24 protein-coding genes and 1 riboswitch are annotated in these 25,321 nt (G+C 35.8%); of the genes, 14 read left to right on the top strand and 10 right to left on the bottom strand.

The genetic code is table 11. The features are described from left to right. Positions 1–107: 107 nt before the first annotated feature. From J3U63_RS10635 to crr, 4 genes are all read left to right on the top strand, one after another. Positions 108–452 carry a hypothetical protein gene (locus J3U63_RS10635; RefSeq protein ID WP_267334143.1) on the top strand — a complete coding sequence of 115 codons (345 nt, stop codon included), beginning with the start codon at positions 108–110 and terminating at the stop codon, positions 450–452. A gap of 139 nt (positions 453–591) precedes the next feature. Beyond that, positions 592–849, top strand: a complete 258-nt coding sequence (gene ptsH, locus J3U63_RS10630) for a phosphocarrier protein Hpr (protein ID WP_065634096.1) — start codon at positions 592–594, stop codon at positions 847–849. A gap of 52 nt (positions 850–901) precedes the next feature. Next, complete coding sequence (gene ptsI, locus J3U63_RS10625) at positions 902–2,629, top strand: phosphoenolpyruvate-protein phosphotransferase PtsI (RefSeq protein WP_267334142.1); 1,728 nt, start codon at positions 902–904, stop codon at positions 2,627–2,629. Positions 2,630–2,638: 9 nt separating this feature from the next. Further along, a complete protein-coding gene (gene crr / locus J3U63_RS10620) occupies positions 2,639–3,142 on the top strand; it encodes a PTS glucose transporter subunit IIA (RefSeq protein ID WP_065634094.1) in 504 nt (167 codons plus the stop codon). Positions 3,143–3,232: 90 nt separating this feature from the next. Here crr and pgi read toward each other — a convergent pair whose 3' ends face one another. The 8 genes from pgi to rne form a co-directional block, all read right to left on the bottom strand. Then, positions 3,233–4,882: a glucose-6-phosphate isomerase gene (pgi, locus tag J3U63_RS10615; RefSeq protein WP_267334141.1), complete on the bottom strand. Its 1,650-nt coding sequence runs from the start codon at positions 4,880–4,882 to the stop codon at positions 3,233–3,235. A 263-nt stretch (positions 4,883–5,145) separates the two neighbouring features. After that, positions 5,146–5,400 carry a hypothetical protein gene (locus J3U63_RS10610; RefSeq protein WP_267371455.1) on the bottom strand — a complete coding sequence of 85 codons (255 nt, stop codon included), beginning with the start codon at positions 5,398–5,400 and terminating at the stop codon, positions 5,146–5,148. Positions 5,401–5,584: 184 nt separating this feature from the next. Continuing rightward, a complete protein-coding gene (gene metA, locus J3U63_RS10605; protein ID WP_267334139.1) occupies positions 5,585–6,517 on the bottom strand; it encodes a homoserine O-acetyltransferase MetA in 933 nt (310 codons plus the stop codon). A 221-nt stretch (positions 6,518–6,738) separates the two neighbouring features. After that, positions 6,739–7,554, bottom strand: a complete 816-nt coding sequence (locus J3U63_RS10600; RefSeq protein ID WP_267334191.1) for an ATP-binding cassette domain-containing protein — start codon at positions 7,552–7,554, stop codon at positions 6,739–6,741. Positions 7,555–7,573: 19 nt separating this feature from the next. Next, positions 7,574–8,563, bottom strand: coding sequence for an oligopeptide/dipeptide ABC transporter ATP-binding protein (locus tag J3U63_RS10595; protein ID WP_267334138.1), 990 nt, complete (start codon positions 8,561–8,563; stop codon positions 7,574–7,576). A 2-nt stretch (positions 8,564–8,565) separates the two neighbouring features. Continuing rightward, positions 8,566–9,426 carry an ABC transporter permease subunit gene (locus tag J3U63_RS10590; RefSeq protein ID WP_267334137.1) on the bottom strand — a complete coding sequence of 287 codons (861 nt, stop codon included), beginning with the start codon at positions 9,424–9,426 and terminating at the stop codon, positions 8,566–8,568. Next, positions 9,419–10,354, bottom strand: a complete 936-nt coding sequence (locus J3U63_RS10585; protein WP_267334136.1) for an ABC transporter permease subunit — start codon at positions 10,352–10,354, stop codon at positions 9,419–9,421. Before J3U63_RS10585 ends, J3U63_RS10590 begins: the two co-directional genes overlap by 8 nt. 70 nt (positions 10,355–10,424) lie before the next feature. Continuing rightward, a complete protein-coding gene (rne, locus tag J3U63_RS10580) occupies positions 10,425–13,142 on the bottom strand; it encodes a ribonuclease E (RefSeq protein WP_267371452.1) in 2,718 nt (905 codons plus the stop codon). A 703-nt stretch (positions 13,143–13,845) separates the two neighbouring features. Between rne and syd the strand changes: the two genes are divergently transcribed. The 7 genes from syd to J3U63_RS10545 all read left to right on the top strand — a co-directional run bounded on the left by syd (position 13,846) and on the right by J3U63_RS10545 (position 20,155). After that, positions 13,846–14,418 (top strand): SecY-interacting protein, encoded by a 573-nt coding sequence (gene syd, locus J3U63_RS10575; RefSeq protein ID WP_267334134.1) that lies wholly within the window; start codon positions 13,846–13,848, stop codon positions 14,416–14,418. A 129-nt stretch (positions 14,419–14,547) separates the two neighbouring features. Next, positions 14,548–15,723: an aromatic amino acid transaminase gene (locus J3U63_RS10570; RefSeq protein ID WP_267344534.1), complete on the top strand. Its 1,176-nt coding sequence runs from the start codon at positions 14,548–14,550 to the stop codon at positions 15,721–15,723. Between the two features lie 335 nt (positions 15,724–16,058). After that, positions 16,059–17,420, top strand: a complete 1,362-nt coding sequence (gene purB, locus J3U63_RS10565) for an adenylosuccinate lyase (protein ID WP_267371450.1) — start codon at positions 16,059–16,061, stop codon at positions 17,418–17,420. Beyond that, a complete protein-coding gene (locus J3U63_RS10560; RefSeq protein ID WP_267344532.1) occupies positions 17,417–17,935 on the top strand; it encodes a GNAT family N-acetyltransferase in 519 nt (172 codons plus the stop codon). Before purB ends, J3U63_RS10560 begins: the two co-directional genes overlap by 4 nt. Positions 17,936–17,937: 2 nt before the next feature. Further along, on the top strand, positions 17,938–18,723 hold the full coding sequence (locus J3U63_RS10555) for an amino acid ABC transporter substrate-binding protein (RefSeq protein ID WP_267334130.1): 786 nt from the start codon (positions 17,938–17,940) through the stop codon (positions 18,721–18,723). Continuing rightward, a complete protein-coding gene (locus J3U63_RS10550) occupies positions 18,720–19,391 on the top strand; it encodes an amino acid ABC transporter permease (RefSeq protein ID WP_267334129.1) in 672 nt (223 codons plus the stop codon). The genes J3U63_RS10555 and J3U63_RS10550 overlap by 4 nt, the downstream gene beginning before the upstream one ends. 11 nt (positions 19,392–19,402) lie before the next feature. After that, positions 19,403–20,155: an amino acid ABC transporter ATP-binding protein gene (locus J3U63_RS10545; RefSeq protein ID WP_267334128.1), complete on the top strand. Its 753-nt coding sequence runs from the start codon at positions 19,403–19,405 to the stop codon at positions 20,153–20,155. A gap of 53 nt (positions 20,156–20,208) precedes the next feature. On the opposite strand, the gene J3U63_RS10540 is transcribed toward J3U63_RS10545, so the two are convergent. Next, positions 20,209–21,588 (bottom strand): MmgE/PrpD family protein, encoded by a 1,380-nt coding sequence (locus tag J3U63_RS10540; RefSeq protein ID WP_267371447.1) that lies wholly within the window; start codon positions 21,586–21,588, stop codon positions 20,209–20,211. Positions 21,589–21,794: 206 nt separating this feature from the next. Between J3U63_RS10540 and folK the strand changes: the two genes are divergently transcribed. From folK to gluQRS, 3 genes are all read left to right on the top strand, one after another. Next, positions 21,795–22,280: a 2-amino-4-hydroxy-6-hydroxymethyldihydropteridine diphosphokinase gene (gene folK, locus J3U63_RS10535; RefSeq protein WP_267334126.1), complete on the top strand. Its 486-nt coding sequence runs from the start codon at positions 21,795–21,797 to the stop codon at positions 22,278–22,280. A gap of 135 nt (positions 22,281–22,415) precedes the next feature. Beyond that, entirely contained in the window at positions 22,416–22,871 is a 456-nt protein-coding gene (dksA, locus tag J3U63_RS10530; protein WP_065634076.1) for an RNA polymerase-binding protein DksA, read from the top strand. Between the two features lie 32 nt (positions 22,872–22,903). Further along, the gene (gene gluQRS, locus J3U63_RS10525; RefSeq protein WP_267334125.1) at positions 22,904–23,800 is read left to right on the top strand and encodes a tRNA glutamyl-Q(34) synthetase GluQRS; all 897 of its coding nucleotides are present in this window, start codon (positions 22,904–22,906) and stop codon (positions 23,798–23,800) included. Here the strand turns inward: gluQRS and moaA are convergent. Next, on the bottom strand, positions 23,780–24,754 hold the full coding sequence (gene moaA / locus J3U63_RS10520; protein ID WP_267371445.1) for a GTP 3',8-cyclase MoaA: 975 nt from the start codon (positions 24,752–24,754) through the stop codon (positions 23,780–23,782). The genes gluQRS and moaA overlap by 21 nt on opposite strands. Further along, positions 24,750–24,874: riboswitch (molybdenum cofactor riboswitch) on the bottom strand. (Overlaps the previous gene by 5 nt.) Positions 24,875–25,321: the final 447 nt, after the last annotated feature.

Raw genomic sequence — 25,321 nt, 5'->3', positions numbered from 1 at the left:
TTGTCACGTCAATAAAATGCACCCTGCACTTTCACTAATAATTAGTATATAATTCATACCTAGTTATAAATAATAAACAGGTTACCAAGCTTTATAAAGGAATTATTTTGAACATTGCAAGTTTATTCATCAAATTTCCCCTGCTATTTATCACGTTTGCTTTAACATTAACAGCCTGTAGTTCATGGTCATCAAACAAAGGTGTTATTATTCTCGATCTACGCGATAAAACCCATACCTATGTAAAAAGCCAAGATTTACCAAACCATTATAAATTAGGAACGAGTGAACAAGAACTGCAACGATTTGAAACATTCTGTGAGCAAGAAATTAAAATTTCAAAGCATGATGGTAGCGAAGAGGCCGTTTTTGAAAACATTAAACATGGTGTTCATGGGCAAGTTGAATTCAAAAAGTGTAGTGATAAGATCACTCGAATTTACCAATATTGATAAAATATGACTAATCTTGAGGTATTACTAAAAATAATATTAACTGTTTCAAAGTTATATTAAATCTTACTGGCGTTTCTGGCAGTTTTTATTTATATTGTTCGCGTAAATGATAATATTTTTGGGAGTAAAAATAACTATGTACAAGCAAGATGTCACAATTACTGCATCGAATGGTCTTCATACCCGTCCTGCTGCACAATTTGTCAAAGAAGCAAAAAACTTTAACTCTGAAATTACAGTTACATCCAATGGTAAGAGCGCAAGTGCTAAAAGTTTATTTAAATTACAAACTTTAGGATTAACACAAGGAACAACAATTACAATTTCTGCTGAAGGCGAAGATGAAAAAGAAGCAGTACATCATCTAGTAAAATTAATTCCAGAATTAGAATAATAACTCCCAATTAGCTATGAACAGTTTTAAAATTGAATAAGGATTAAATGTTATGGTATCAGGTATACTTGTTTCTCCCGGTATCGCTTTTGCAAAAGCGTTATTATTAAAAGAAGAGCCTATTGTTATTAATAATAAACAAATTCTTGATAACAAAATCGATGCAGAAATTGAACGTTTTAAAGAAGCTCGTCAAAAGTCTAGCGAGCAACTTAACGCTATCATGGAACGAGCTAAATCAACATTAGGTGAAGATAAAGCGGCTATCTTTGAAGGTCATATTATGCTTCTTGAAGATGAAGATCTTGAACAAGAAGTTATTTCACGAATCGAAAGTAAACACTCAAGCGCCGATGCGGCAGTACAATCTGTATTTGAAGCACAAGCAAAAGAGCTTGAAAATTTAGACGATGAATATCTAAAAGAACGTGCAGCAGACATTCGTGATATTGGTAAACGATTACTAAAAAATATTTTAGGCATCGAAATTGTCGATTTAAGTGCAATAAGCCAACCTTGTATTTTAGTTGCAACGGATCTTACACCCTCTGAAACCGCTCAATTAAATTTAGAAATGGTGTTAGGCTTCATCACTGATGCAGGTGGACGCACTTCACACACATCAATCATGGCTCGTTCATTAGAAATTCCAGCAATCGTGGGGACATCTAATGCAACACAAGAAATCAAACAAGGTGATTTTGTAATTTTAGATGCCATCAACAATGCAATTTACATCAATCCGGATCATTCAACTCAAGAAAAGCTAAAACAAGTTCAAGCAAAATATCTTGCCGACAAAGAAGAACTCGCTAAATTGAAAGATTTACCAGCTGTTACCCTTGATGGGCATCAAGTGGAAATTTGTGGCAATATTGGTACCGTACGCGATATCGCTGGTGCAGAACGTAATGGTTATGAAGGTGTTGGTCTTTATCGTACTGAATTTTTATTCATGGATCGTGAAAGTTATCCTGATGAAGAAGAACAATTTAAAGCGTATAAAGAAGTAGCACAAGCCACTAATGGTTTATCTGTCATCGTCCGTACTATGGATATTGGTGGTGATAAAGATGTTCCTTATATGCATCTTCCAAAAGAAGAGAATCCATTCCTAGGCTGGCGAGCGATTCGTATTTGCTTAGATAGAAAAGAAATACTTCATGCTCAGTTGCGCGCTATTTTACGTGCATCAGCATTTGGTAAACTTCGCATTATGTTCCCAATGATTATTTCTGTTGAAGAAATTCGTCTATTAAAATCAGAAATCAATATTCTAAAAGAACAATTAAATGCAGAAGGTAAAGCATTCGATAAAAATATCGAAATTGGTGTCATGATTGAAACGCCAGCTGCTGCGGTAATTGCACATCATTTAGCGAAAGAAGTTGATTTCTTTAGTATTGGTACTAATGATCTAACACAATATACATTAGCCGTTGATCGTGGTAATGAGCTTATTTCACACCTTTATAATCCACTTTCACCATCGGTATTAACTTTAATTAAGAAAGTTATCGATGCGTCTCACCAAGAAGGTAAATGGACAGGAATGTGTGGTGAGCTTGCTGGTGATGAAAGAGCCACTATCTTATTACTTGGTATGGGGCTTGATGAATTCAGTATGAGTGCGGTATCTATTCCGAAAATTAAAAAATTAATTCGTAATACTAATTACCAAGAAGCGAAAAAATTTGCAGATACAGCATTAGAAAAAGCAACAGCTAAAGAAATTCTTGATTTAATACAAACTTATACCGCTGAAAAGCAAATTTGTTAGGAGACAACGATGGGACTGTTCGATAAAATAAAGCAATTTGTGTCCGATGATAGTAAAAATAGCATCGAAATTATTGCGCCACTAAGTGGTGAAATTGTCAAAATCGAAGATGTACCTGATGTGGTTTTTGCTGAAAAAATTGTCGGTGATGGTGTTGCAATCAAACCTTCTGGGAATAAAATTGTTGCGCCATTAAGTGGTAAAATTGGCAAAATCTTCGAGACCAATCATGCTTTCGCCATCGAATCAGACGAAGGTATTGAGCTTTTTGTGCATTTTGGTATTGATACAGTAGAACTAAAAGGTGAAGGTTTTACACGTATAGCCGAAGAAGGTCAGCAAGTTAAAGTAGGTGATACAATTATAGAGATTGATTTACCATTACTGGAAAGTAAAGCAAAATCAGTCTTAACACCGGTTGTCATTTCCAACATGGAAACCATTGCCGAACTAACTAAATTATCGGGCACTGTCGAAGCAGGAAAAACACCAATAATGCGAGTTAAGAAGTAATTACTGATCTTGTTAGCTATAAAAAAAACCTTCAGTCCAAAAACTGAAGGTTTTTTATTGGTTCAACTATATTGAATCAATAAAATCAGATTAACGCCACTTTTTATACTGATTAATTAAGTTATTGGTTGATTGATCGTGAGAACTTACCGGCTTATCATCAGCCAATTCAGGTAAAATTCGACCCGCTAACTGCTTGCCAAGTTCAACGCCCCATTGATCAAAACTAAATATATTAAGGATAACACCTTGTGTGAAGATTTTATGTTCATACATCGCAACTAATGCACCGAGAGTATAAGGCGTAATTTTTTTCACTAAAATTGAATTAGTCGGTTTGTTACCTTCAAATACTTTAAATGGCACAACGGATTTAACTTCATCTAAACGTTTACCTGCTGCAATAAACTCTTGTTCAACTTGCTGCGCTGTTTTACCAAAAGCCAATGCTTCTGTTTGAGCAAAAAAGTTAGATAACAATTTTGGATGATGGTCCCCAACCGGATTATGGCTGATAGCTGGTGCGATAAAATCACAAGGGATGAGCTTAGTACCTTGATGAATGAGTTGATAAAACGCATGTTGCCCATTGGTTCCTGGTTCGCCCCAAATGATTGGACCAGTCGTATACGTTGTTTTATTACCATTACGATCAACACTTTTACCATTTGACTCCATATTTCCTTGTTGAAAATAAGCAGCAAAGCGATGCATATATTGATCATAAGGTAAAATAGCTTCGGTTTCAGCACCACAAAAGTTATTGTACCAAAGCCCTATTAACGCGAGTAATGCAGGAATATTTTTATCAATTGGCGCACTTTGGAAATGTTTATCCATAGCATGACCGCCAGCTAAAAATTGTTTGAAATTATCAAATCCAATAGATAAAACAATCGATAACCCGATTGCTGACCACGATGAGTATCGCCCACCGACCCAGTCCCAAAATTCAAACATATTTGCCGTATCAATGCCGAATTTTTCAACTTCTTTGGCGTTAGTTGATAACGCGACAAAATGTAATGCAACCGCTTTATCATCTTTTGCAGCATCAAGTAACCATTTACGTGCAGTTTGTGCGTTGGTCATGGTCTCTTGGGTAGTAAACGTTTTAGATGCAACTAAAAATAAGGTTGTTTCAGGATTTAATCCTTTGAGCGCTTCAACAATATGCGTACCGTCAACATTCGATACAAAATGCATGGTTAAATGATTTTTATAAGGGCGTAAAGCTTCTGTAATCATATGTGGACCAAGATCCGAACCACCAATACCAATATTGACAACATCGGTAATTGCTTTACCGGTATAACCTTTCCACTCACCGCTAATCACTTTTTTACTGAATGACGCCATTTTTGCCAGTACGGCATTAACGTCATCCATGACATTTTTTCCATCGACATAGATCGGGTTATTTTCTACATTACGCAATGCTACATGTAAAACAGCACGGTTTTCAGTACGGTTAATTTTTTCACCACTATACATCGCTTTAATTGCGCTATTTAAATCACATTCTTGCGCCAATTTGTAGAGAATGTCCAATGTCTCTTGTGTCACACGATTTTTTGATAAATCGACCAAAAATTCATCTTCAAATGGAATACTGAGTTTTTCAACACGATTAGGTTCATCTTTTAAGATCTGTGCAATAGTTTTATTATGGTGTTTTTGGTAGCTTGTTTGCAGTGACTTCCAAGCGGAAGTAGTAGTTGGATCAATTGACTTTAACATAATAAATTCCTTAAATAATATAGCATTACTAACCATAATATAACTATGACTAACATGATGCAAGATAAGGATCTTTTATCTTTTATTTTTAAATTAATCACGCTAAAAATTTATCAAAAGCGCTATCTAATGGTCCTTTCAAACAATTTTTCAATCTTCCTTCTGCAACATTGTCATCTGACTTGGCTTACCAAATATTCAGTTTTTGGGTTGCGAAGTTCGGGAAGTTCTTGTACTGAGTTTGACAGCGTTCTTAATGGGGATCAAATACCACAAAATCGGTGACACCACCGGCTACCTATCATCCCTTTGCCCCATGCGCCGACTTTTTGCAGTATTTTAATAAACTTACTTGCCTTCACTATAGGTATATACAAGATAACAAATTGACTCATGCCATTAGTTAACGCGCCAGCGATGAAACCTAAGTGAGGTGTATGGAAATTTAGCGTTTCACCAATCGATTTATAATGGATAATTTCTGCATAGACCCGAGGTAAAAAAACGGAAATACCCAATTAATTAAGGTGCTATCCCATAAAAATCAAAGTTGTTTTCTACCCATCTCGTATTCCGTCCAATGACAGAAAAATTCAATTTATAAAATAGACATCAAACGACATTACATAGATAGTGAATGATTAACACCAAACCAGTTAATTTAGTACTATTTCTTTAAATGAAGACATGATTTATTTTCACTTAATCATCAATAGTTAAATTACGTGTGGTTAAATCATATGGTGTTAATTGATAAACGTAATAGTTCAGCCAATTACTAAATAATAAATAAGCATGGCTACGCCATGTCGCTTTAGGAGCTAACTCAGGATTATTGTCAGGAAAATAGTTATAAGGTATTTGTGGATTAATACCGGCTTTTAAATCACGAAAATATTCATTAGCTAACGTGAAAGAATCATATTCCGGATGGCCAGTCACAAACGCCATACGTTTATCGGCTGTTGCCATTAAATATGGTCCGGTTATCTCAGATTCTGCCAAAATGGTTAAATCAGTGTAATGTTTAATTTTATCAACAGGAAAATCAGCATAACGCGAATGAGGGGCTAAGAAAGTATCGTCAAAACCGCGTGTTAAAATGGCATTAGGCTGAGCGATTTGGTGCTGATAAACCCCAGATAGTTTTTGGGTGCGTGTAAATTTTGGCAAATCATATAAAACATTTAACGCTGCTTGTACCGCCCAACAAACAAATAAGGTGGAAGTCACATGATCTTTCGCCCATTTGATAATTTCAGTCAATTTAGGCCAATAAACAACATCTGAAAATGCAACTTTGCCTAATGGCGCACCGGTAATAATAAGCCCATCAAAATTCTGATCTTTTATATTATCAAAATCACAATAAAAACTATTTAAATGCTCAGCCGGTGTATTTTTTGATTCGCGTTGATCAATACGTAATAGCTGGATATTAACTTGTAAAGATGAGTTGGAAAGTAAGCGTAAAAATTGATTTTCAGTCTCGATTTTTTTAGGCATTAAATTAAGAAAAAGAAGCTTGAGTGGACGAATTTCTTGAGTATTGGCCCGAGATGAAGTCATAACAAATACATTTTCATTACGTAATACATCAACCGCAGGTAATGAGTCAGGAATACAAATTGGCATAACAAAAGCTCCTAAAAACAATGAGTTATTTTTAAACACCTAAAATAGACGTCTAGAAATCCATATAGCTAAATATAGAGTGTTTTATATTATTTGTCGAGATTTTTATTTAATCAATTAGCTAACATAATTCACAAAAAATCATGAGAATAGTTAACCGTTATTATAGGATAGATGAAAGCTTATCGAGCTAAAGATGATATAAGAAAAATCAATACACGTTAAAAAGCTCGGGTATCAGTTCGCCAGCTATCTGCGGTTAACGCTTCACCAAAATAACTATTAATTAATTTTTGGGTAATATCGCTTAACGGCGATGCTAACACTTCTGCTGTGTTACCATACTCAACAACATCCCCATTATGCATAACTAAAATTTCATCACTAATATGCTTCATCATACCAATATCTTGTGTGACATAAACATAAGAAATATTATGCTCGGCTTGTAGTGATAACATTAAGTTAACAATTTGAGAACGCATTGAAATATCTAACGCCGCCAAAGCTTCATCAAGAATAATGACTTTAGGTTTTAATATTAATGCCCTAGCTAATGCGACTCGCTGTTTTTGCCCCGCCGCCATAACCGAAGGATAATAAGCAGCATGCTCAGGTAATAACCCAACTTGTTTTAATACATCACTAATTAATCTTTCACGCTCATAAGCATTATATTTAGTATTATGTTTTAAAGGTATTTCTAACAATTGACCAATGCGTAATCTTGGATCAAACGAACTTTCAACATGTTGAAATATCATGCGAATAAGTTGACAGCGATAATGATAATCGCCATATTCAACCTTATTACCGTCAAGCCAAATATCGCCACTATCTGGTTTTATCATACCAACCAACATTTTAGCCAACGTCGATTTTCCCGATCCATTTTGCCCAATAATGGCTAACGTTTTTCCTTCATTTAACGAAAAAGATACCGGATTAACAGCATTAATTAGCAGCGTACCCAACAAGCCTTTAGGTATTTTAAAACGCTTCGATAAATTACGCACTTTCAGTATTGGATTCATGATCTGTTCCTATTTTATATAACTACTCATCCATATTTAACGGAAAATGACAAGCAACAGAATGATCTTTTATCGAGATAAGGTCAGGTGCTTGAATACATTTTTTTTGAGCATAAGGACATCGTGGACCTAAACGACAACCGATAGGTAAGTGTTCGAGTGATGGAATTACACCCGGAAGTGTATTTAATGGGCTTTTGTGTGGCATAGCTTTACCAAAATCAGGAATAGCATAAATTAAAGCTTGAGTATAAGGATGATAAGGCGATTTAATTAAATCTTCGCTGTCAGCAATTTCAACCGTTTGCCCACAATAAAGGACATTGATCCGGTCGGTCCATCTGGTGACCATCTGTAAATCATGACTAATAAGTAAAATCGTCGTACCAATATTTTGATTCATACTGGCAAGTAATCTAAATATCTGCGCTTCTGTGGTTGCTTCCATCGCATTAGTTGGTTCATCCGCAATTAATAGTTTAGGTTGATTGGCTAACGCAATAGCAATCATGACTTTTTGGCACTCACCTTCTGTTAATTCAAACGGGTAAGATTTTAATATCTCTTTATGGTGTTTAATCCCTACTCGGTGCAGTAATTCAACTGCACGATTTTTGCGCCAAAATAGCCGCTGCCACCAATGTCCTTTAAACGTTCGCCTTGGAATTGCATCAACTAATTGCTGGCCAATTTTCATAGACGGATCTAAACAAGATTGTGGTTCTTGAAATATCATCGAAATATGTGCGCTAATGACCTTGCGACGTTGCTTTGTCGTTAGTTTAAGTAAATCAATATCATTAAAATAAAAACGATCGGCTGAAATCTTCCAATTATGATTCGTCACACCCAAAATAGCTTTAGCAATCAGACTTTTACCTGAACCCGATTCACCCACTAATCCACGAATTTCACCTTCTGATAATTTCAAATTAACACGATCTATCGCGCGTAATAGTCCATCTGGGGTGATAAATTCAATGGTTAAATTGCGAATATCTAACAAAGCCATAATTAATGTCCTGCTCGACGGCCATATAAACCAAAATTGAATAGATAAACAAACGTAATTGTCGCAGACACCGCTAAACCTGGAGCTAGAAATGCTAAATAATTACTATCAATAATATCTTTCATTTTAAACATCATCATACCTAAATCTGGTCGTGAAAGATCGTTGGCAAAGCCTAAAAAAGTGATAGTCGTTATGGCTAAAATAATTGAACCAAATAGCGAGACAATCTCAGTCAAATATACAGGTAAAATATTAGGTAAAATATAATGATTTAAAATTGAAAATGGCGATAAGCCATCAAGACGATATGCCGTGATATAAGTTTTATTCCATTCATTAATCGCCCGTTGATGAATATTATAAATAAAACGTGGCGTATAGGATAAGCCAACGACAAATAACATATTGGTGATATCATCTTCCCATAATAAGCTAATGACAATCACACCTAATAGTGGTGGAACTACCATACAAAATCGAAAAATAAATATGACAAATGGGCGTATAAACGAAACAAAAAACATAAGGTAATTAATTAAACCACCAATTACTACCACATAAAATACCGCTTTTAGTGTCATTGATATTGTGGAACGATATCCAATAAGCAGATAATCAAAAATATCTTGCCCATTAGCATTGGTACCTAAAATATGATTCAAATCCCCATTTGCCCACCAAGCTGGCGGTAATAATGTTGGATAAATAGGATTTAAATTGGCATGAAAAAACCACTTCGTTGATAACGCCACAAAAGCGATAGCTAATATGCCATAAAATCCGACAATTGAATAAAGATTACTATGCAATCGATTAAAGCATAATTTTATGTTTTTAAATAATTGTGCAACCTTAGACATAGTGTTCCTTATGGCGCAAAGGATAGATAGCAATTGCCGTAATATCGCCTAATAAGGTGAGTAGGCTTATTACAGTACCACAAGCAAGAATCGCAATAGAAATAATAAAATAATTATGGTGATGATAAGCAATCATCACCCATTGCCCTAATCCCACTCGATTGAATAGAATTTCAATCACCATCGTTGAAAATAATAGTGTTGTTGTATTGTAAGTCAATTGTGGAATTGTCGCAGGAATGGAATTAGGTAACAAATGGCGACGTAAAATTTTAAAAGGTGATCGCTCCCGAATAATCGCCATTTTAATATAATTTTGTCGTGAAGTACTTTTAACATTTTGACTGACTAACTGAATCGTCATAATGCTCGGTTGAATGGCTAAAATAATGATAGGCAATAACAAATGATGCAACTGATCAAGCAGAGCGGGTAATTTGACTTTTTTAGATGAAATTAATATATCCAACAAAGAGGTACCAGTAATAGATGGTGATACATTAAAATTCATTGATACCGACCAAGTAGGCGATAACAAGTACATAATAATGATAACCAGCATAACGATTGGGCAAGAATATAGCAATAAACTCACTAAACGAATGGCGGTATTTAACCAGTTAATATTGCTTAAACCCAGAAAGATACCTAAAGGTAATCCAACAAACAAAGCGACCAATAAAGCCAAAATACAAAGTTCAAATGTTGCCAACAGTGTATGAAAAAACGGCACAGTTTCACCTGTTATCAATTTAAACTGCCCTTGAAGCAATTGCTTAAAAAAAGCACTGTAGGCATCAACAAAACTTAGACTATTGAAATTAAACATTGAATTAGGCGCAAAATAGACTAAACAGAAGCTAATCTGAGCCAATACGCAGATAATAAATAAAAACGTCACTATTTTTTTGAAAATATAGATAATCATTGTTTATCTTTATCGCTAGTATAAATAAAACACGGTAGTAGCTATTACCGTGTTTTATTTAGTTGATTGATTAATCAGGTATAACCGGTTTACTTGCTGCGGCATAAGCATGATCTTGCGCACTTAAACCGCCAGCATTACCTTTTCCTTGATATTGATAATCCGCTTCTTGACGTGATTTTATACCCGTTTCCGATATCACATAATCAGGTGCAGGGGCTTTTGTCATCACTGACGAAGAGTAGCCGGTTGAATGCGTAATTGTATTATCCAATTTACTCTCATTGGTATTTTGTTCGATATCATTAAAATCAAACTGCAAATTACCTTCAGGTTGATTCGATACTGACACCGTATCATTAACCACTGGACCATCACTTGCCACTTGATCTTCTTTAATAATAATCGGCAATAATAATGAAGGTATCACTGCCACAGCAGCATTAGGTTCATCCTGAGTCAATTGACTATAATCAATCGATACGCGTCCTAAAGCTAATTCTAATGATGCCGCAGCAAATGGCAACGGCATTGGTGACTGCTTAAGTTCAGTATTTTTAACTCGTCGCTTATTACGTTGACCGTTCATACGTAAATGCCTTGATGTACGTCGTTGGCGTTTAGGTTGTACATCAGCAATAACATTATTATCCGTTGGTTCAGCGGCAATAACTGGCAACAATAAAGTTGGAATAATGACTCTTTCATTTGTTGTTCCGCTTTCAATTTGATGTTGAGTAATTGTCTCAACATTTTTCACGCGAACGCTTTTGGTTAATGTGCGCTGTTGTCGTCTTGGTTTAACCTCTTTTGGCTTACTTGGTGCTGTTTCGTTCGCCACTTTATCTGCTTTCGTTGCATTAACAGCAGTTGCCGAATTTGCATGACTATTTTGTTTACTTCGACGATGATTAGTTTTATTACTCGCTTCTTTTACTACAGCTTCAGAAGAAGATGGCGTTGTCACTAACTCATTATTGGCGTTATTGACGGTATTATTTTGACGATTATTACGTTGACGCCTGTTATTTGAACGCTGATTATCGCGTCGTTTGGCCGGTTGAGGTTTGACTTCTGGCTGTGGTTTTTCTTTTTCACCTGCAAATAATTGGCGTATCTTACCGAATAACCCACCGAAAAAGCTTCCTGAATTTTCAGCTTTTTTAGTTTCAACCTTAACTTTTGTAATGGTACTAGCTTCGACTTTAGGACCTGATAAGACCGCTTGTTCAACAACCACTTCCGTTGCCTGATCTTCTTCCTCTTCTTCAAGTTCACGGATCAATTTAGGCAGATTATAACTTAGTACATCAGTCTCTTCTCCACTTCGTTTACGAATCACTTTATAAAGTGGCGTTTCCATCTCTTCATCACCTGCTATGACAATTTTCACATCTGGGTGCATTCTTTCAATATTAGTGATGGCGCGACGTTTTTCATTAAGTAAATAACTGGCAATAGGAACAGGAACAATTACATCAATCTGAACAGTATTATCCTTCATTGCCTCTTCTTGGATTAATCGCAAGATAGAAAGTGATAATGAGTTATTATCACGAACCGTACCCGTCCCTTGACAGCGAGGACAGATATGATGCGTGGCTTCTCGTAATGAAGGGCTTAAACGTTGACGTGACATTTCAAGTAAACCAAAGCGCGAAATACGAGTGGTTTGAATCCTTGCACGGTCAGTTTTCATCGCTTCTTTTAAACGATTTTCAACTTCGCGTTGGTTACGAATTGGGGTCATATCAATAAAATCGATAACAATTAACCCACCTAAATCGCGCAAACGTAACTGACGGGCGATTTCCTCTGCGGCTTCAAGGTTAGTATTAAACGCGGTTTCTTCAATATCACTACCACGGATTGATTTGGCTGAGTTAATATCTATCGCGGTTAAAGCTTCGGTTGCATCAATAACAATCGAACCACCAGAAGGTAAGCGAACTTCTCGCTGGAATGCTGATTCAATTTGTCCTTCGATTTGGAAATGATTAAATAACGGCACATCACCATCATAAAGTTTTAATCGGCTAACATATTCTACTCGCCCTAAATCAACAAGCCGTTTTTTAGCAATTTCAAGCACTTTAGGATTATCAATTAAGATATCGCCCACATCATCACGCAAATAATCACGAAATGCCCGAGTAATAATGTCACTTTCTTTATGAATTAGGCTCGGCGCTGGATGATTTTTCGATTCGTTTTGGATCGCTGTCCAATAGTTAACTAATGCATCTAAATCTTGCTGTAACTCTTCTTGGCTTTTACCTACACCAGCAGTTCTAGCAATAACGCCCATACCTTTAGGTTTTTCAATCGCATCAATAATCCGTTTTAAATCGGCTCGCTCTTCACCCTCTATTCGTCGTGAAACCCCACCTGCACGAGGATCGTTTGGCATTAAAACTAAATAACTCCCCGCTAAACTAATGTAAGTGGTAAGCGCTGCACCTTTTTTGCCACGAATTTCTTTTTCGATTTGAATTAAAACTTCTTGGCCTTCTTGTAAATTTTTAATACTTCGACGACCAGTCACATTAGAGGGGAAATAGCTATCAGCAATCTCTTTTAGGGGTAAAAATCCATCACGTTCACCACCATAAGAAACAAAAGCCGCTTCCAAACTTGGATTAATTTTAGTAATTTTGCCTTTATAAATATTGGCCTTTTTTTGCTCATGCCCAAGACTTTCGATATCTAAATCATATAAGCGTTGGCCATCAACAAGAGCAACACGCAGCTCTTCTTGCTGGGTTGCGTTGATTAGCATTCTTTTCATTATTCTACACTCTTAATTAATCTTAATTAATTGTAGGTAGAACCTTACTATTAATAAGTGCTTATTTTCACAATGATCATTAATGGTACTTAACTAAATATTTTGATATGGTATTCATTATTTTAGTTGTGTTATTTTTGTTATTATTTTATGTGAATCCAATATCTGTTACACAATATCTATACAAAATTTTAGGCATCATTAGAATTCAAAAATCTTGCATACTTTTTGAACTATTCCTAAACATATAATTCATCGATATTATTACTTTGGTTAATTTGCAAACCGCAGTGAGGTTATCGACCTTGGCTAACAAACTAAATCTTTATGTGATTGTTTAAAATAAACATATTATTTAATTATAATGATTCTACTTACGCTATTTTATTTTTGATAAATTGTAATGTCTAACGCCATTGCTGCATTACAAGGATAAAAAATCCTGTCTTATTATTAACGTTTCAGCAAAGGATAGCAAGTAAATTAAACTTCAAATTTTATAGATAGTTAGCAAGTTATTTTAAATGCCTTATAAATACTGTTGAGTCAATAGTCAAAAACTAAGCTTATTCCCAATATACTTTATACTAAAACATCATAATAACCTGAAATATTTTTACAGTTTTTTTATTCTGTGATTGATAACGCAAAATCGAGAATCAAAGCTCACTCGCTTAGTGCATATCTAAATCGATTGAGTATAATGACTGTCAAACAATGGTTAAAGAGAACACCTTACTTTATGGATAATTGTGAAAAAAATGCATTAGTCGAATTTACTTCACGTTGGATACATCAATTTGATGGCGCGCCGCACAATGACGAACTCCACGCTCTGCCCTCTCCTTGTATCATAAAAACCCAAAATTTATCGGTTTATTGGCAACCTTTTTTATTACAGCCACCGAAAAATCTAATGATTATTGAACAAGTCGTTGGTCTTAAATTACACCCAAGTGCTCATCTTTTTTATGGTAGCCAATATGCTGGCAATATGAGTGCAATCTTTGACAATATTGAATTACTCTTAATACAAGCTTGGAATGATGATGATTTTTCGAATCTGGAACAAAATTTAATTGCGCATCTAACCCAACAAAAAAAATTAAAAAGGATCCCCACTATTTTTATTGCGTCAACCAATGACAGTACCGAAATTATTGCAATAAATAATTTAACAGGGGAAGTCGTCAAAGAGGATTTGATTAGTGGAGAATTGACAACGTTAAGTCAGGATTTAACCGCTTTTTTAAATAAATTAATTGTTACTTGTTAAACAATAATTGTATACCAATAACGCATTAATTATATAGATAATAAACAAAATTAACTATTATCGAAATTGTATCTTACAAAATAATGTGTATATAATGCATTGAAAGTCATTAGATCAGATAGGTGAATTATGTTTGAAAATTTAACAGCAGCTCCCGCCGATCCCATTTTAGGATTAGCAGATCTTTATAATAAAGATGAACGCACTAACAAAATTAATCTTAGCGTTGGTGTTTACAAAGATGAAACAACTAAAACACCTATTTTAGAAAGTGTAAAAAAAGCAGAACACTTTTTATTAACTGATGAAACGACCAAAAGTTATTTACCTATTGATGGTGTCAATGCTTTTAACGTAGCAACTCAAAAACTTCTGTTTGGTCGTGAAAATGAACGTGCAAGAACCGCGCAAGCGCCGGGTGGAACGGGTGCATTACGAATTATGGCCGACTTTTTAGCACGCCGAACTAAAGTAAAACGAGTTTGGGTCAGTAATCCATCTTGGCCAAATCATCGCAGTGTATTCCAAACAGCAGGGCTTGAAGTGCGTGAATATCATTACTATGACCCACAAAACCATGAACTTAATTTTGATGCAATGATGAGTGATTTAAGTCTAGTTGCAGCTGGTGAAGCTGTGCTATTTCATGGTTGTTGCCATAATCCGACAGGCATTGATCCGACCACAGAACAATGGCAAGCCATTGCCGATTTAGCCTTAAAAAATGGTTGGTTACCGCTTTTTGATCTGGCTTATCAAGGTTTTGGTCAAGGCATTGAAGAAGATGTTTACGGATTAAAGTTGTTTGTCGAAAGTCAACCAGAACTACTGATTGCTAGTTCTTATTCAAAAAACTTTGGCCTGTATAACGAACGCGTTGGCGCATTTACCTTAATTGCTGCCGATAGTGAAATTGCCGATCGCGCTTTTAGCCAAGTTAAAACCATTATTCGAGCAAATTACTCAAATCCACCTGCGCATGGTGCAAAAATCGTTTCTTATATTTTAAACAATGATGAATTAAAAGAAGAATGGATAGATGAATTAACCAATATGCGACAACGTATTCACCGTATGCGTCAATTATTTGTCAAAACCTTACAAGAAAAAGGCGCTAACCAAGATTTTAGTTTCATCGCTAAACAAAATGGTATGTTCTCATTTAGTGGTTTAAGTGAAGAACAAGTACTAAAATTGCGTAACGATTATGGCATTTATATTGTCAATTCAGGACGAATTAACGTTGCAGGCATGACGTTAGATAACATGTCAAGACTGTGTGAATCAATTGTAGAGGTTTTATAAAATTTATTTTGCTATAAAATTGGGGTGAATTAATTCAATCTTTCATAAGATAAAATTAGTATCACCTACCGATTTTTTAGCAACTGCACCATATTACTGAAAATATAGCGGCTTGATAGCACTATTTTCTGACCTTTTAAGGCATTGTATAACATCCATCCATAATTATCGTGCCATTATTCACAATATTGCTTCTTAAAATATCTTCTCTACTACAACACATAACACGATATTCCTTTTAGTTATAACAATAGACAAACTGATTATTAGACGATGATCGAATTATTATGAATAATTATTAAACAGAGTAGAGAATAATTATTGAGGGTGATTTAGTGGCATCACACGTTATAGATTTTTTGATTTTAGGTAATAATTTTGGCACGAGTGAAATGCGCGCCATTTGGTCAGAACAACATCGTTTAGAAAAACAAGTACAAGTTGAAGTCGCCCTGGCGCAAGCACAAGGTGAACTGGGTGTGATACCACGCGAGGTTGCTGATGCAATTATTGAAAAAGCCGATGCTTCTCAACTATCTATTGAACAAATAGCCGATGAGGCCGCTAAAGCCAAACACTCCTTAATGTCAACCATCAATGCACTGCAAAAACAAGTCGGCGAAGCAGGTCAATTTATTCATTATGGCACAACGACCCAAGATATTGTTGATACGGCGACAGTTTTACAACTAAAACAATCATTTGCAATAATTGAGCGTGATACCAAACTGATCGCGAATGAACTCAAACGGTTAGCCAAACAATATCAATATTTACCGATGGTTGGGCGTACTCATGGTATGCAAGCACTTCCAACAACGTTTGGCTTTAAGCTTGCAGTTTGGTTAGATGAGTTTGTTCGCCACTTACAACGGTTAAATGAAATTAAACAACGAGTACTGGTCGGTAATATCAGTGGCGCAATTTGTACCTATGCATCAATGGGTGAGCTAGGGCCGAAAATTGAACAGCAGGCATTAACCTTACTCGGTCTTAATACTCCGAATATTGGCTGGCAAGCAGCTCGTGATCGGTTTTCAGAATACGCATCAGTCATCGCCTTAATCAGCGGCACACTCGGTAAAATTGGTAATGAATTTTATAATTTAATGCGTACTGAAATTAATGAGGTAGAAGAGCCTTTTTCAGACGGAAAAATTGGCTCAACGACCATGCCACATAAACGCAATCCAGCAGCACTAGAAGGTCTTGCCAGCTTAACGGCGCCATTATTAAAAAGTGTGGCGCTAATTCATGAATCAATGAAAGTTGAACATGAACGTGACGCCATGAGCTGGCGAGCTGAGTGGATCGCCCTGCCTGAAATTAACCTTTATATTTCTGCACAATTACAAACAGCATTAGCTGTTTTGAAAGGTTTAAAAGTCAATGCCGAACAAATGCTCACCAATTTGTCATTACAAAATGGCTTATTACTGTCAGAGAAGGTCATGTTTGAAATCGGTAAACGGTTAGGTAAACAGACAGCACATCATTTAGTTTATCAAAATGCAATGAAGGCTTTTGAACAGCATCGCCCCTTTAAAGCGGTATTATTAGAAGATCCCAACTTGAACCAAGAATTTACCGATACTGAGCTTGAAAACTGGTTAAATCCAATTAATTACTTAGGATCAGCATCCGAAAAAGTCCAGCAAGTGATTGATTATGCGGATAAAAGCGGAGTGTTAATATGATTTTTCGCTTGATGACTTATGATGATATTCCTGCTTATCAAACGTTATTACACAATGCCTATCAGGCAGTCAGTCAATTAGGCATTCATTTTGCCGCTGCGACTGTTGACCGATTTACCATTGCCAATCACATTGAATCGAATGCGGTGTATGTTACTGAAAAAGATAGCGAATTAGTATCAACGTTGAGTATTCGCTTTCCTTGGGGTAATAATCCTGGACCTTATGGCTTACCCCATTTAGGCTGGTTTGCAACCAATCCCCAATATAAAGGTCAAGGCTATGGCAATGCATTATGGGACTGGGTAGAAAATCAAATTTTAATCAATCAATTAAAATTACCTGCGGTTACATTAGGTACTGCACAAAATCATCCTTGGTTAGCACAAATTTATATCAATAAAGGTTATCGTCCGATTGGTCAAGCTGACTTAACACCAGATCACACTACACTTTATTTTGAAAAAATACTTAATCATAAAAATTATACTCAATGGAAATCAAGGAGTAATTAACGATGAGAACAATAAAAACGATAGTATCGGCCGTATTATTTGCAAGCTTGACGTTACTAGTTGGTTGTGATGATAAAGCGACCAATCAAGCAACAGAACAAAAGGTCATTAAAGTTGGCTCGACAGGACAAAGCTATCCAAATGGCTTCAAACAAGACGGCAAGTTAATTGGTTTTGATGTGGAAGTGACACAAGCGATTGCTAACGAGTTAGGCTATCAAGTTGAATGGGTCATTGCTGAATTCGGTGGCTTAATGGGGCAGTTCGATTCAGGGCGATTAGATACCATTGCCAATGCTGTTGCAATAACGCCGGCCCGTCAAGCCAAATACGATTTTTCCAATGCTTACAGCTTTTATGGTAGCCAAATAGTTACACATAAAGATAATCAAACCATTAATACTCTTTCTGATTTTAAGGGTAAAACTATTGCTGGCGTGCTGGGTTCAAATCACATTAACAATTTGAAAAAAGCATTCCCAAATAATGAAGTCACAATTAAAACTTACGAAACAAGAGACGGCGCAATGTATGACACTGAATATCAGCGTGTTGACGGTTATGTAAATTCTAAACCAATTTTACTTGCTGAAATTAAACGAAAAAATTTACCGTTTAAATTAGTCGGTGAACCAATAACTATCGAACAAGTAGCGTTCCCATTTAGTAAAGATGAAAAAGGTAAAGCACTACGTGAAAAATTCAATCAAGCTTTAGAAAAATTACGTGCAAATGGAACATTGAAAAATCTATCAATTAAATATTTTGGCGAAGATATTACCTCATGAATTTTAACATAGACTATTTTTTAGGTGTGTTCCCGCAGATTTTACCTTATTTGCCAGTAACACTCTTTATTTCTATCGTATCGATTATTTTCGCCATTGTTTTAGGACTCGCTATCGCACTAGTAAGAAACAATAACATTGTTATTGTCGATTCGATTTTTTCGCTGTTTATTTCGCTATTTCGAGGGATCCCTTCAGTTGTTTTACTATTTATTATCTATTATGGCTTACCCCAAATTTTTCCTGCATTAAAACAGATGGGCGCAACTACAGCGGCCATTATCTGCTTTAGCCTAAAATATTCAGCGTATTTAGCCGAAATTTTTCGGGCAGGATTAACATCAGTCGATATTGGTCAAAAAGAGGCAGGACTTACATCAGGTTTAAGTATCTTTCAAGTTTATCGAGGCATAATATTGCCACAAGCTATGGTCAACGCTCTGCCAAATACTGGTAATATGTTTATCTCTTTACTTAAAGATTCATCCGTGGCTTTTTTTGTTGGTGTGCAAGAATTACTTGCCGCAGGGAAGATGTTAACGGCAAACTCTTTTCTTTATTTTGAAACCTACTTAGCGGTGGGTATTGTCTATTGGCTAACTGTTGTTGCTTATTCTTGGATACAAAAACAGTTAGAACGTAAACTCACCAAGCCCTATCATCGTTAAGGAGCAAAGGAATGATTTCTGTATCTCATTTATCTAAACGGTTTGCTGATAATGAAGTGCTAAAAGATATTAACTTGCAGGTAAAACAAGGCGAAGTTGTCGCTATTATTGGCCCTTCTGGTTCAGGAAAATCAACATTATTACGTTGTTTAAATTTACTGGAAAAACCCAATACAGGTACAATTCGTATCGGTGAGGTTGTTCTTAATTGTAATCAGTACAGCCATAAAGATGAAAGCAATTTACGTAAACAATCTTCCATGGTATTTCAACACTATAATTTATTTAAAAATAAAACAGCGTTAGAAAATATTACCTACCCACTTAGGGTGGGTAAAAAAATGAATAAAAATCAGGCTAAAGAGCTTGGCATATCACTATTAACCCATGTAGGCATGCTCGAATATGCAAATCAGTACCCAAGTACTTTATCCGGAGGTCAACAACAGCGGGTTGCCATTGCTCGAGCATTAGCGGTGAGGCCCAAAGTACTATTATTTGATGAACCTACATCAGCGCTCGATCCTGAGCGGGTACACGAAGTATTACAAGTCATGTTACAACTTGCTAAAGAAAACATTACCATGATCATTGTCACGCACGAAATGGAATTCGCCAAATATGTCGCTGATCGTATCATTTTTATGGCAAATGGTATCATTATAGAAGAAGGTGTAGCTAAATCTGTTATCGATAATCCACAACATGCCCTCACGCAACGCTTTTTGCGCCAATTAAGCGACGATATTAATTTCGAAATTTAGTGAATACCTTGTTCATTGAATAAAAGTCAGAAATCATTCTATCGCTTAAAGGGTTAAAGCGTTAACCAATGTCGTTTAACAAATTGGTCAACGCTTAGTCCTGTAGCCAATTGATAGATATCTTTCACTAAATTATCGGCTTTTTGTTCGTTCCCTACTGCTTTTTTTAATTTTAACTGCATCTCAAGCTTGGTATAGGGATTGTTTGGGGAACCTTTAGGGCTATCAATCCGCTGACAAATTGTATTTCCAGAATTAAAATGAATCTCTACCACAACATAGCGTCCAGTATAAGCGCCTGGTTGTGCGGTAACATCTATCTGACAGCTATCTTGAGTTTGATAGGTACGTTGCATTTTTTGCATCAATTTATGGATATTCTTTGGTATAGGATTTGAGGAAAATTGTTCAAAATCAAGTGGGATCCCCAATAGCGTTAACGCTAAAATATATTCAGCAGAAAATCGCCCCTGTTCCGCTAGGGTTGGTGATGAATAAATTAGCGCGGCATCACTGTTCGGTGGTGCAAAGAAAATTGTGATATGAGATATATCATGACAATTAAATTGTGGATGCTGAAACAGTAATTGTCCCGCATCAGCTATATATGCAGCTGCAGAACAGTAAGAATAAGTCTTAAACCATAATCCAGGGTTAGCGATCTTCCAACTTTTGCCCCATTGATTTAATCTAAAATTACCATTACCTTGCCCATAAACCGCTAGAAACCCTAATTTGTCATCGAGAAAATCTTTATCAGCCGATATCCCAATACTTAACCATGCAATAGACTGGATCGCCTGTTGAGCCGCTAATCCTGCATGTAAAAATTTAATCGGTGTGCCCATGAGTAAGCGCATTCCTGACGCTTGAGTTGCTGCTAACGCTAATGCTTGAGATATAAAAGGCATATCATACAAATAACAAATTGCTGCCGTTGCTGCCATTGCCCCGAGCGTAATAGTTGTATGCCAACCTTTTTCATAATGCTGTGGATTGACGCTTTTACCTAATAAAGCCATGACTTCAACACCAATAATATACGCGGTTAAAAACCGGTGTCCATTCAGATCAATCGCGTTTCGGTTGTCTAATCGAATACTGGCAAACAGTGCCGATAAAATAACAGCCGAAGGATGTCCTCGCACATCAGCATGCACATCATCATAATCTAAGCAGTGCGCTTGATAGCCATTAAATAAGGCAGCCTGGCGTGCTGTTGCCAATTTTTTTTGCCCAACCAGCCAAGATCGGGCATGCCCACCTTCATCCTCTATCCACGCCAAGAGCTTTTGTGCATCACTATCATCATGCGCTTGTAAACTACATGCAAAATAATCAATCACACCATTAATCGCACACTCAATTGTGTGAGGATCAGTAATTAGCGGTGTATTTTTTATTAAACAACTTAACTGTTTGCCTAAATTCATTCGCTGCTCATTAAAACGGTTTGATTTACTTACTCATTAAAATAACCGATAACCAGTAATAAATTAAAGATTATAAAATTATATTTTTATAACTAAAAATCATTAGATTATACAGTTGCATTGATATAGGCTTTCTTGAGTAAAATTTTATATGTTAAACTAAATCACCTTTGAGTTATCCATATCAGAAACTAGCAAGTTTTATTATGTCAATTTGTTATATTGCCTTAGGAAGTAATTTACAAGATCCCCTTGCGCAAGCAAAACAGGCTATTACAGCTTTAAAACAATTGCCCAAGACTCATGTTGTCGATGTTTCACCTTTTTACCGGAGTAAACCGCTAGGTCCTCAGGATCAAAATGATTATCTTAATGCCGTAATTAAGCTATCAACGTCCTTATCGCCCATTGAATTGTTGGATCAGTTACAATCGATTGAACAATCACAAGGGCGCGTTCGCAAAGAAAATCGTTGGGGAGCAAGAACGTTAGATCTTGATATTTTGTTATATGATGAGTTAATCATGAACACTGAACGATTAACCATTCCACATTACCATATGAAAAAAAGAGAATTTGTTCTTTATCCCTTATTTGATATCGCTCCAGACTTAGTCTTACCTGATAACGATAACTTGTATGACTTAGTCAAGAAATGCCCCGAAAATGGATTAAAAAAGTGGGATAATTGATTATTTCGATTAATAACATAGAGTTGTCACATTTTATTTCGATTTAAGCAAAAAAAAATTAAAAAAAATTTGCCAACGGCTAATTTATTGCTATAGTTTACCGCTTGCAAATAATCTGTACTTAAGGGGATTGCTGTGAAAAAGGAACAAAAAGTAAATACATCTTCTCTAAGCCTGCTTTCAATTGCGGGACTTGAGCCTTATAAAGAGGCCAAAGACGAGGAGTATATGAATCCTAAGCAATTGAAGCATTTCAAACTCATCTTAGAAGCGTGGCTTGCTCAATTACAAGGTGAAATGGGAAAAACTGTTTCACACATGCAAGATGAAGCTGCAAATTTTCCAGATCCAGCTGACCGAGCAACTCAAGAAGAAGAATTTAGCCTGGAATTACGTGCTCGTGATAGAGAACGAAAACTGATCAAGAAAATTGAGAAAACATTAAAGAAAATCGAAACCGATGATTTTGGTTATTGTGAGTCTTGTGGCGTAGAAATTGGCATTCGTCGCTTAGAGGCAAGACCTACGGCTGATTTATGCATCGATTGTAAAACACTTGCTGAACTTCGCGAAAAACAGATGGGTATGTAAACCTATTTGTTAAAACTCACTATTTAACAACTATGTCTAAGCGCTATATTGGTCGCTTTGCACCGTCACCATCCGGACCTTTACATTTTGGTTCGTTGGTGACCGCCTTAGGTAGCTATTTACAAGCAAAATCAAAGCATGGTAAGTGGCTCGTTCGAATTGAAGATATCGATCCGCCAAGAGAAGTAAAAGGTGCATCATCCTTAATATTAAAAACGTTAGACGCACTCAACTTATATTGGGATGACCACGTCCTTTATCAGTCCGCATGCAGTGAACGCTACCGAGCTGCATTAAACCAGTTACTACAAAACCAACAAGCCTACTATTGTAATTGCACAAGACAACGAATACAGTTATTGCCTAACGGATTTTATGATGGTTTTTGCCGCCAACAACACTTAACGCTAAAGGATGATCAACCATATGCGATACGTTTAAAGCAAAATCACCCTATTTTTGAGTTCACAGATAAAATTCTAGGTTTACAAAAAATTGCAGCAATAAATGCGAATGAAGATTTTATTATTCATCGCAAAGATGGTTTATTTGCTTATAATTTAGTAGTGGTACTCGATGACCATCAACAAGGCATCACCGAAATTGTCCGCGGCGCAGATTTATTGCCCGTTACTGGTAAACAAATATCACTTTATCAGCTTTTTGGTTTTAACGTTCCCAGCTACTGCCACCTGCCTTTAGTGCTGGATAATAATGGCAATAAATTATCTAAACAAAATCACGCTAAAGCCATTGAACTTAGCAATACTCAATCAATCACTGCGCAAGCATTACAATTTTTAGGTCAACCTTTACCGCTTGATTGGCAAGATGCAACTCAGCAACAGCTACTTGATTGGGCAATCAGCCATTGGAATCTCGCATTAATACCGAAACAAAATAAGCCATTATCCACCAATGTAGGATAAATTCGGCGTAATACCAACTTTATGTTGGTGCAATAGATGTTTTTCAGGTTTTATCATTAGTGAGGCTAAAATTCGTGCTTTTAATTGTGCTTTTTGTTCAGAACTAGCCAGCAAATCACGCAAATCTACTGCGGCATCACCAAATAAACAATAATGCAGTTTACCGATTGAAGAGACCCTTAAGCGATTACAACTTTTACAAAAATCTTTTGAATAAGGCATAATCAAACCAATTTTACCCAAGTATTGAGGATGAAAATAAACTTTAGCTGGACCAGATAAAGCTTGTTTAGGCTGTAACTGCCAACCTTGTTCAATGAGCTGTAATTCAATGGAGTGACCCGCTAAATGATAACGATTAAAAAGGTCTTGGCTTTCACCGGTTTCCATAAGTTCAATAAAACGTAACTCTACCGGACGCTGTTTTATCCAAGCTAAATAATCGCTCAATTTATCATTCATATTTTTCATTAATACAGTATTAATTTTAACTTTTTTAATACCTACTTCTAATGATTTTTCCACCCCTTGCAATAGTTCTTTAAGTTTATCTTGACCTGTAATTAATTTAAATAAATGGGGTGAAAAACTATCAATACTAATATTAATCGAACTCAGTCCAGCTTGATGCCAATGATGAACATTTTTTAATAAACGTGAACCATTAGTCGTCACCGCCACATCGCGAACACTAGGATAAGAAGCGATCATTGATAAAATATCGATAAAATCTCGACGTAAGGTCGGCTCTCCACCGGTTAAACGAATTTTATGCACACCAAGTTCAGTAAAGATCGATACAATATTATCGATCTCATTGAGCGTTAAGAAGTGATGATCTTTATTCGGGCGATAACCATTGGGTAAACAGTATTGACACTGAAAATTACACAGTTCGGTAATCGACAAGCGTAGATACTGAAATCGACGCTGATAATTATCCATTAATTGCATATATAACAAACACCTTATCCAAATCGGGAAGCATAGCCATTTCTGCGCTATACCGCGGCTAAGTTACCATATGAAACTAAAAATTCACTTAGGTAAAATAGCTTCAGAGTTTGTTTTAGTCTAGCATAGACTCGATTTTTTGACTATGAACAATTAATCAATATCAACATAATAAATAACAATTTAGTACTCAAATTATTGATTCGTGCTAGTCATTGCCATTTTAGGTAATGATAACTGTAATGTAATTTGGAATAGATGGAGCATGACGATAAAGATAAACCCACCGCATACCTTCTTTATGAAGTTTTAGGTAGTGCTTAACTAATTTATCAATTTCTCAATTTACTGACAGTGCCTTTAAGTAAACAAAAATCTTTTTTCATAATTGTCACATTTCCTTATGACTTAATCTATGTAATTGATAATTTAATCATCATATTATAAAAATCTAATTTATATCAATATTACTTATACCTTTTAGGATATATCAATTTATTAGAATATTACATTATTCTTAACTTTACTTATTAAAAGTTCTGGTTGAATATATAATGATTTTTTGTC

This window comes from Gilliamella sp. B2838 (assembly GCF_026536185.1).
In the GTDB taxonomy this organism is placed as follows: Bacteria; Pseudomonadota; Gammaproteobacteria; order Enterobacterales; family Orbaceae; genus Gilliamella.
The sequence above is the reverse complement of the archived record's forward strand: the minus strand, read 5'-3'. Positions and strand labels throughout refer to the sequence as shown.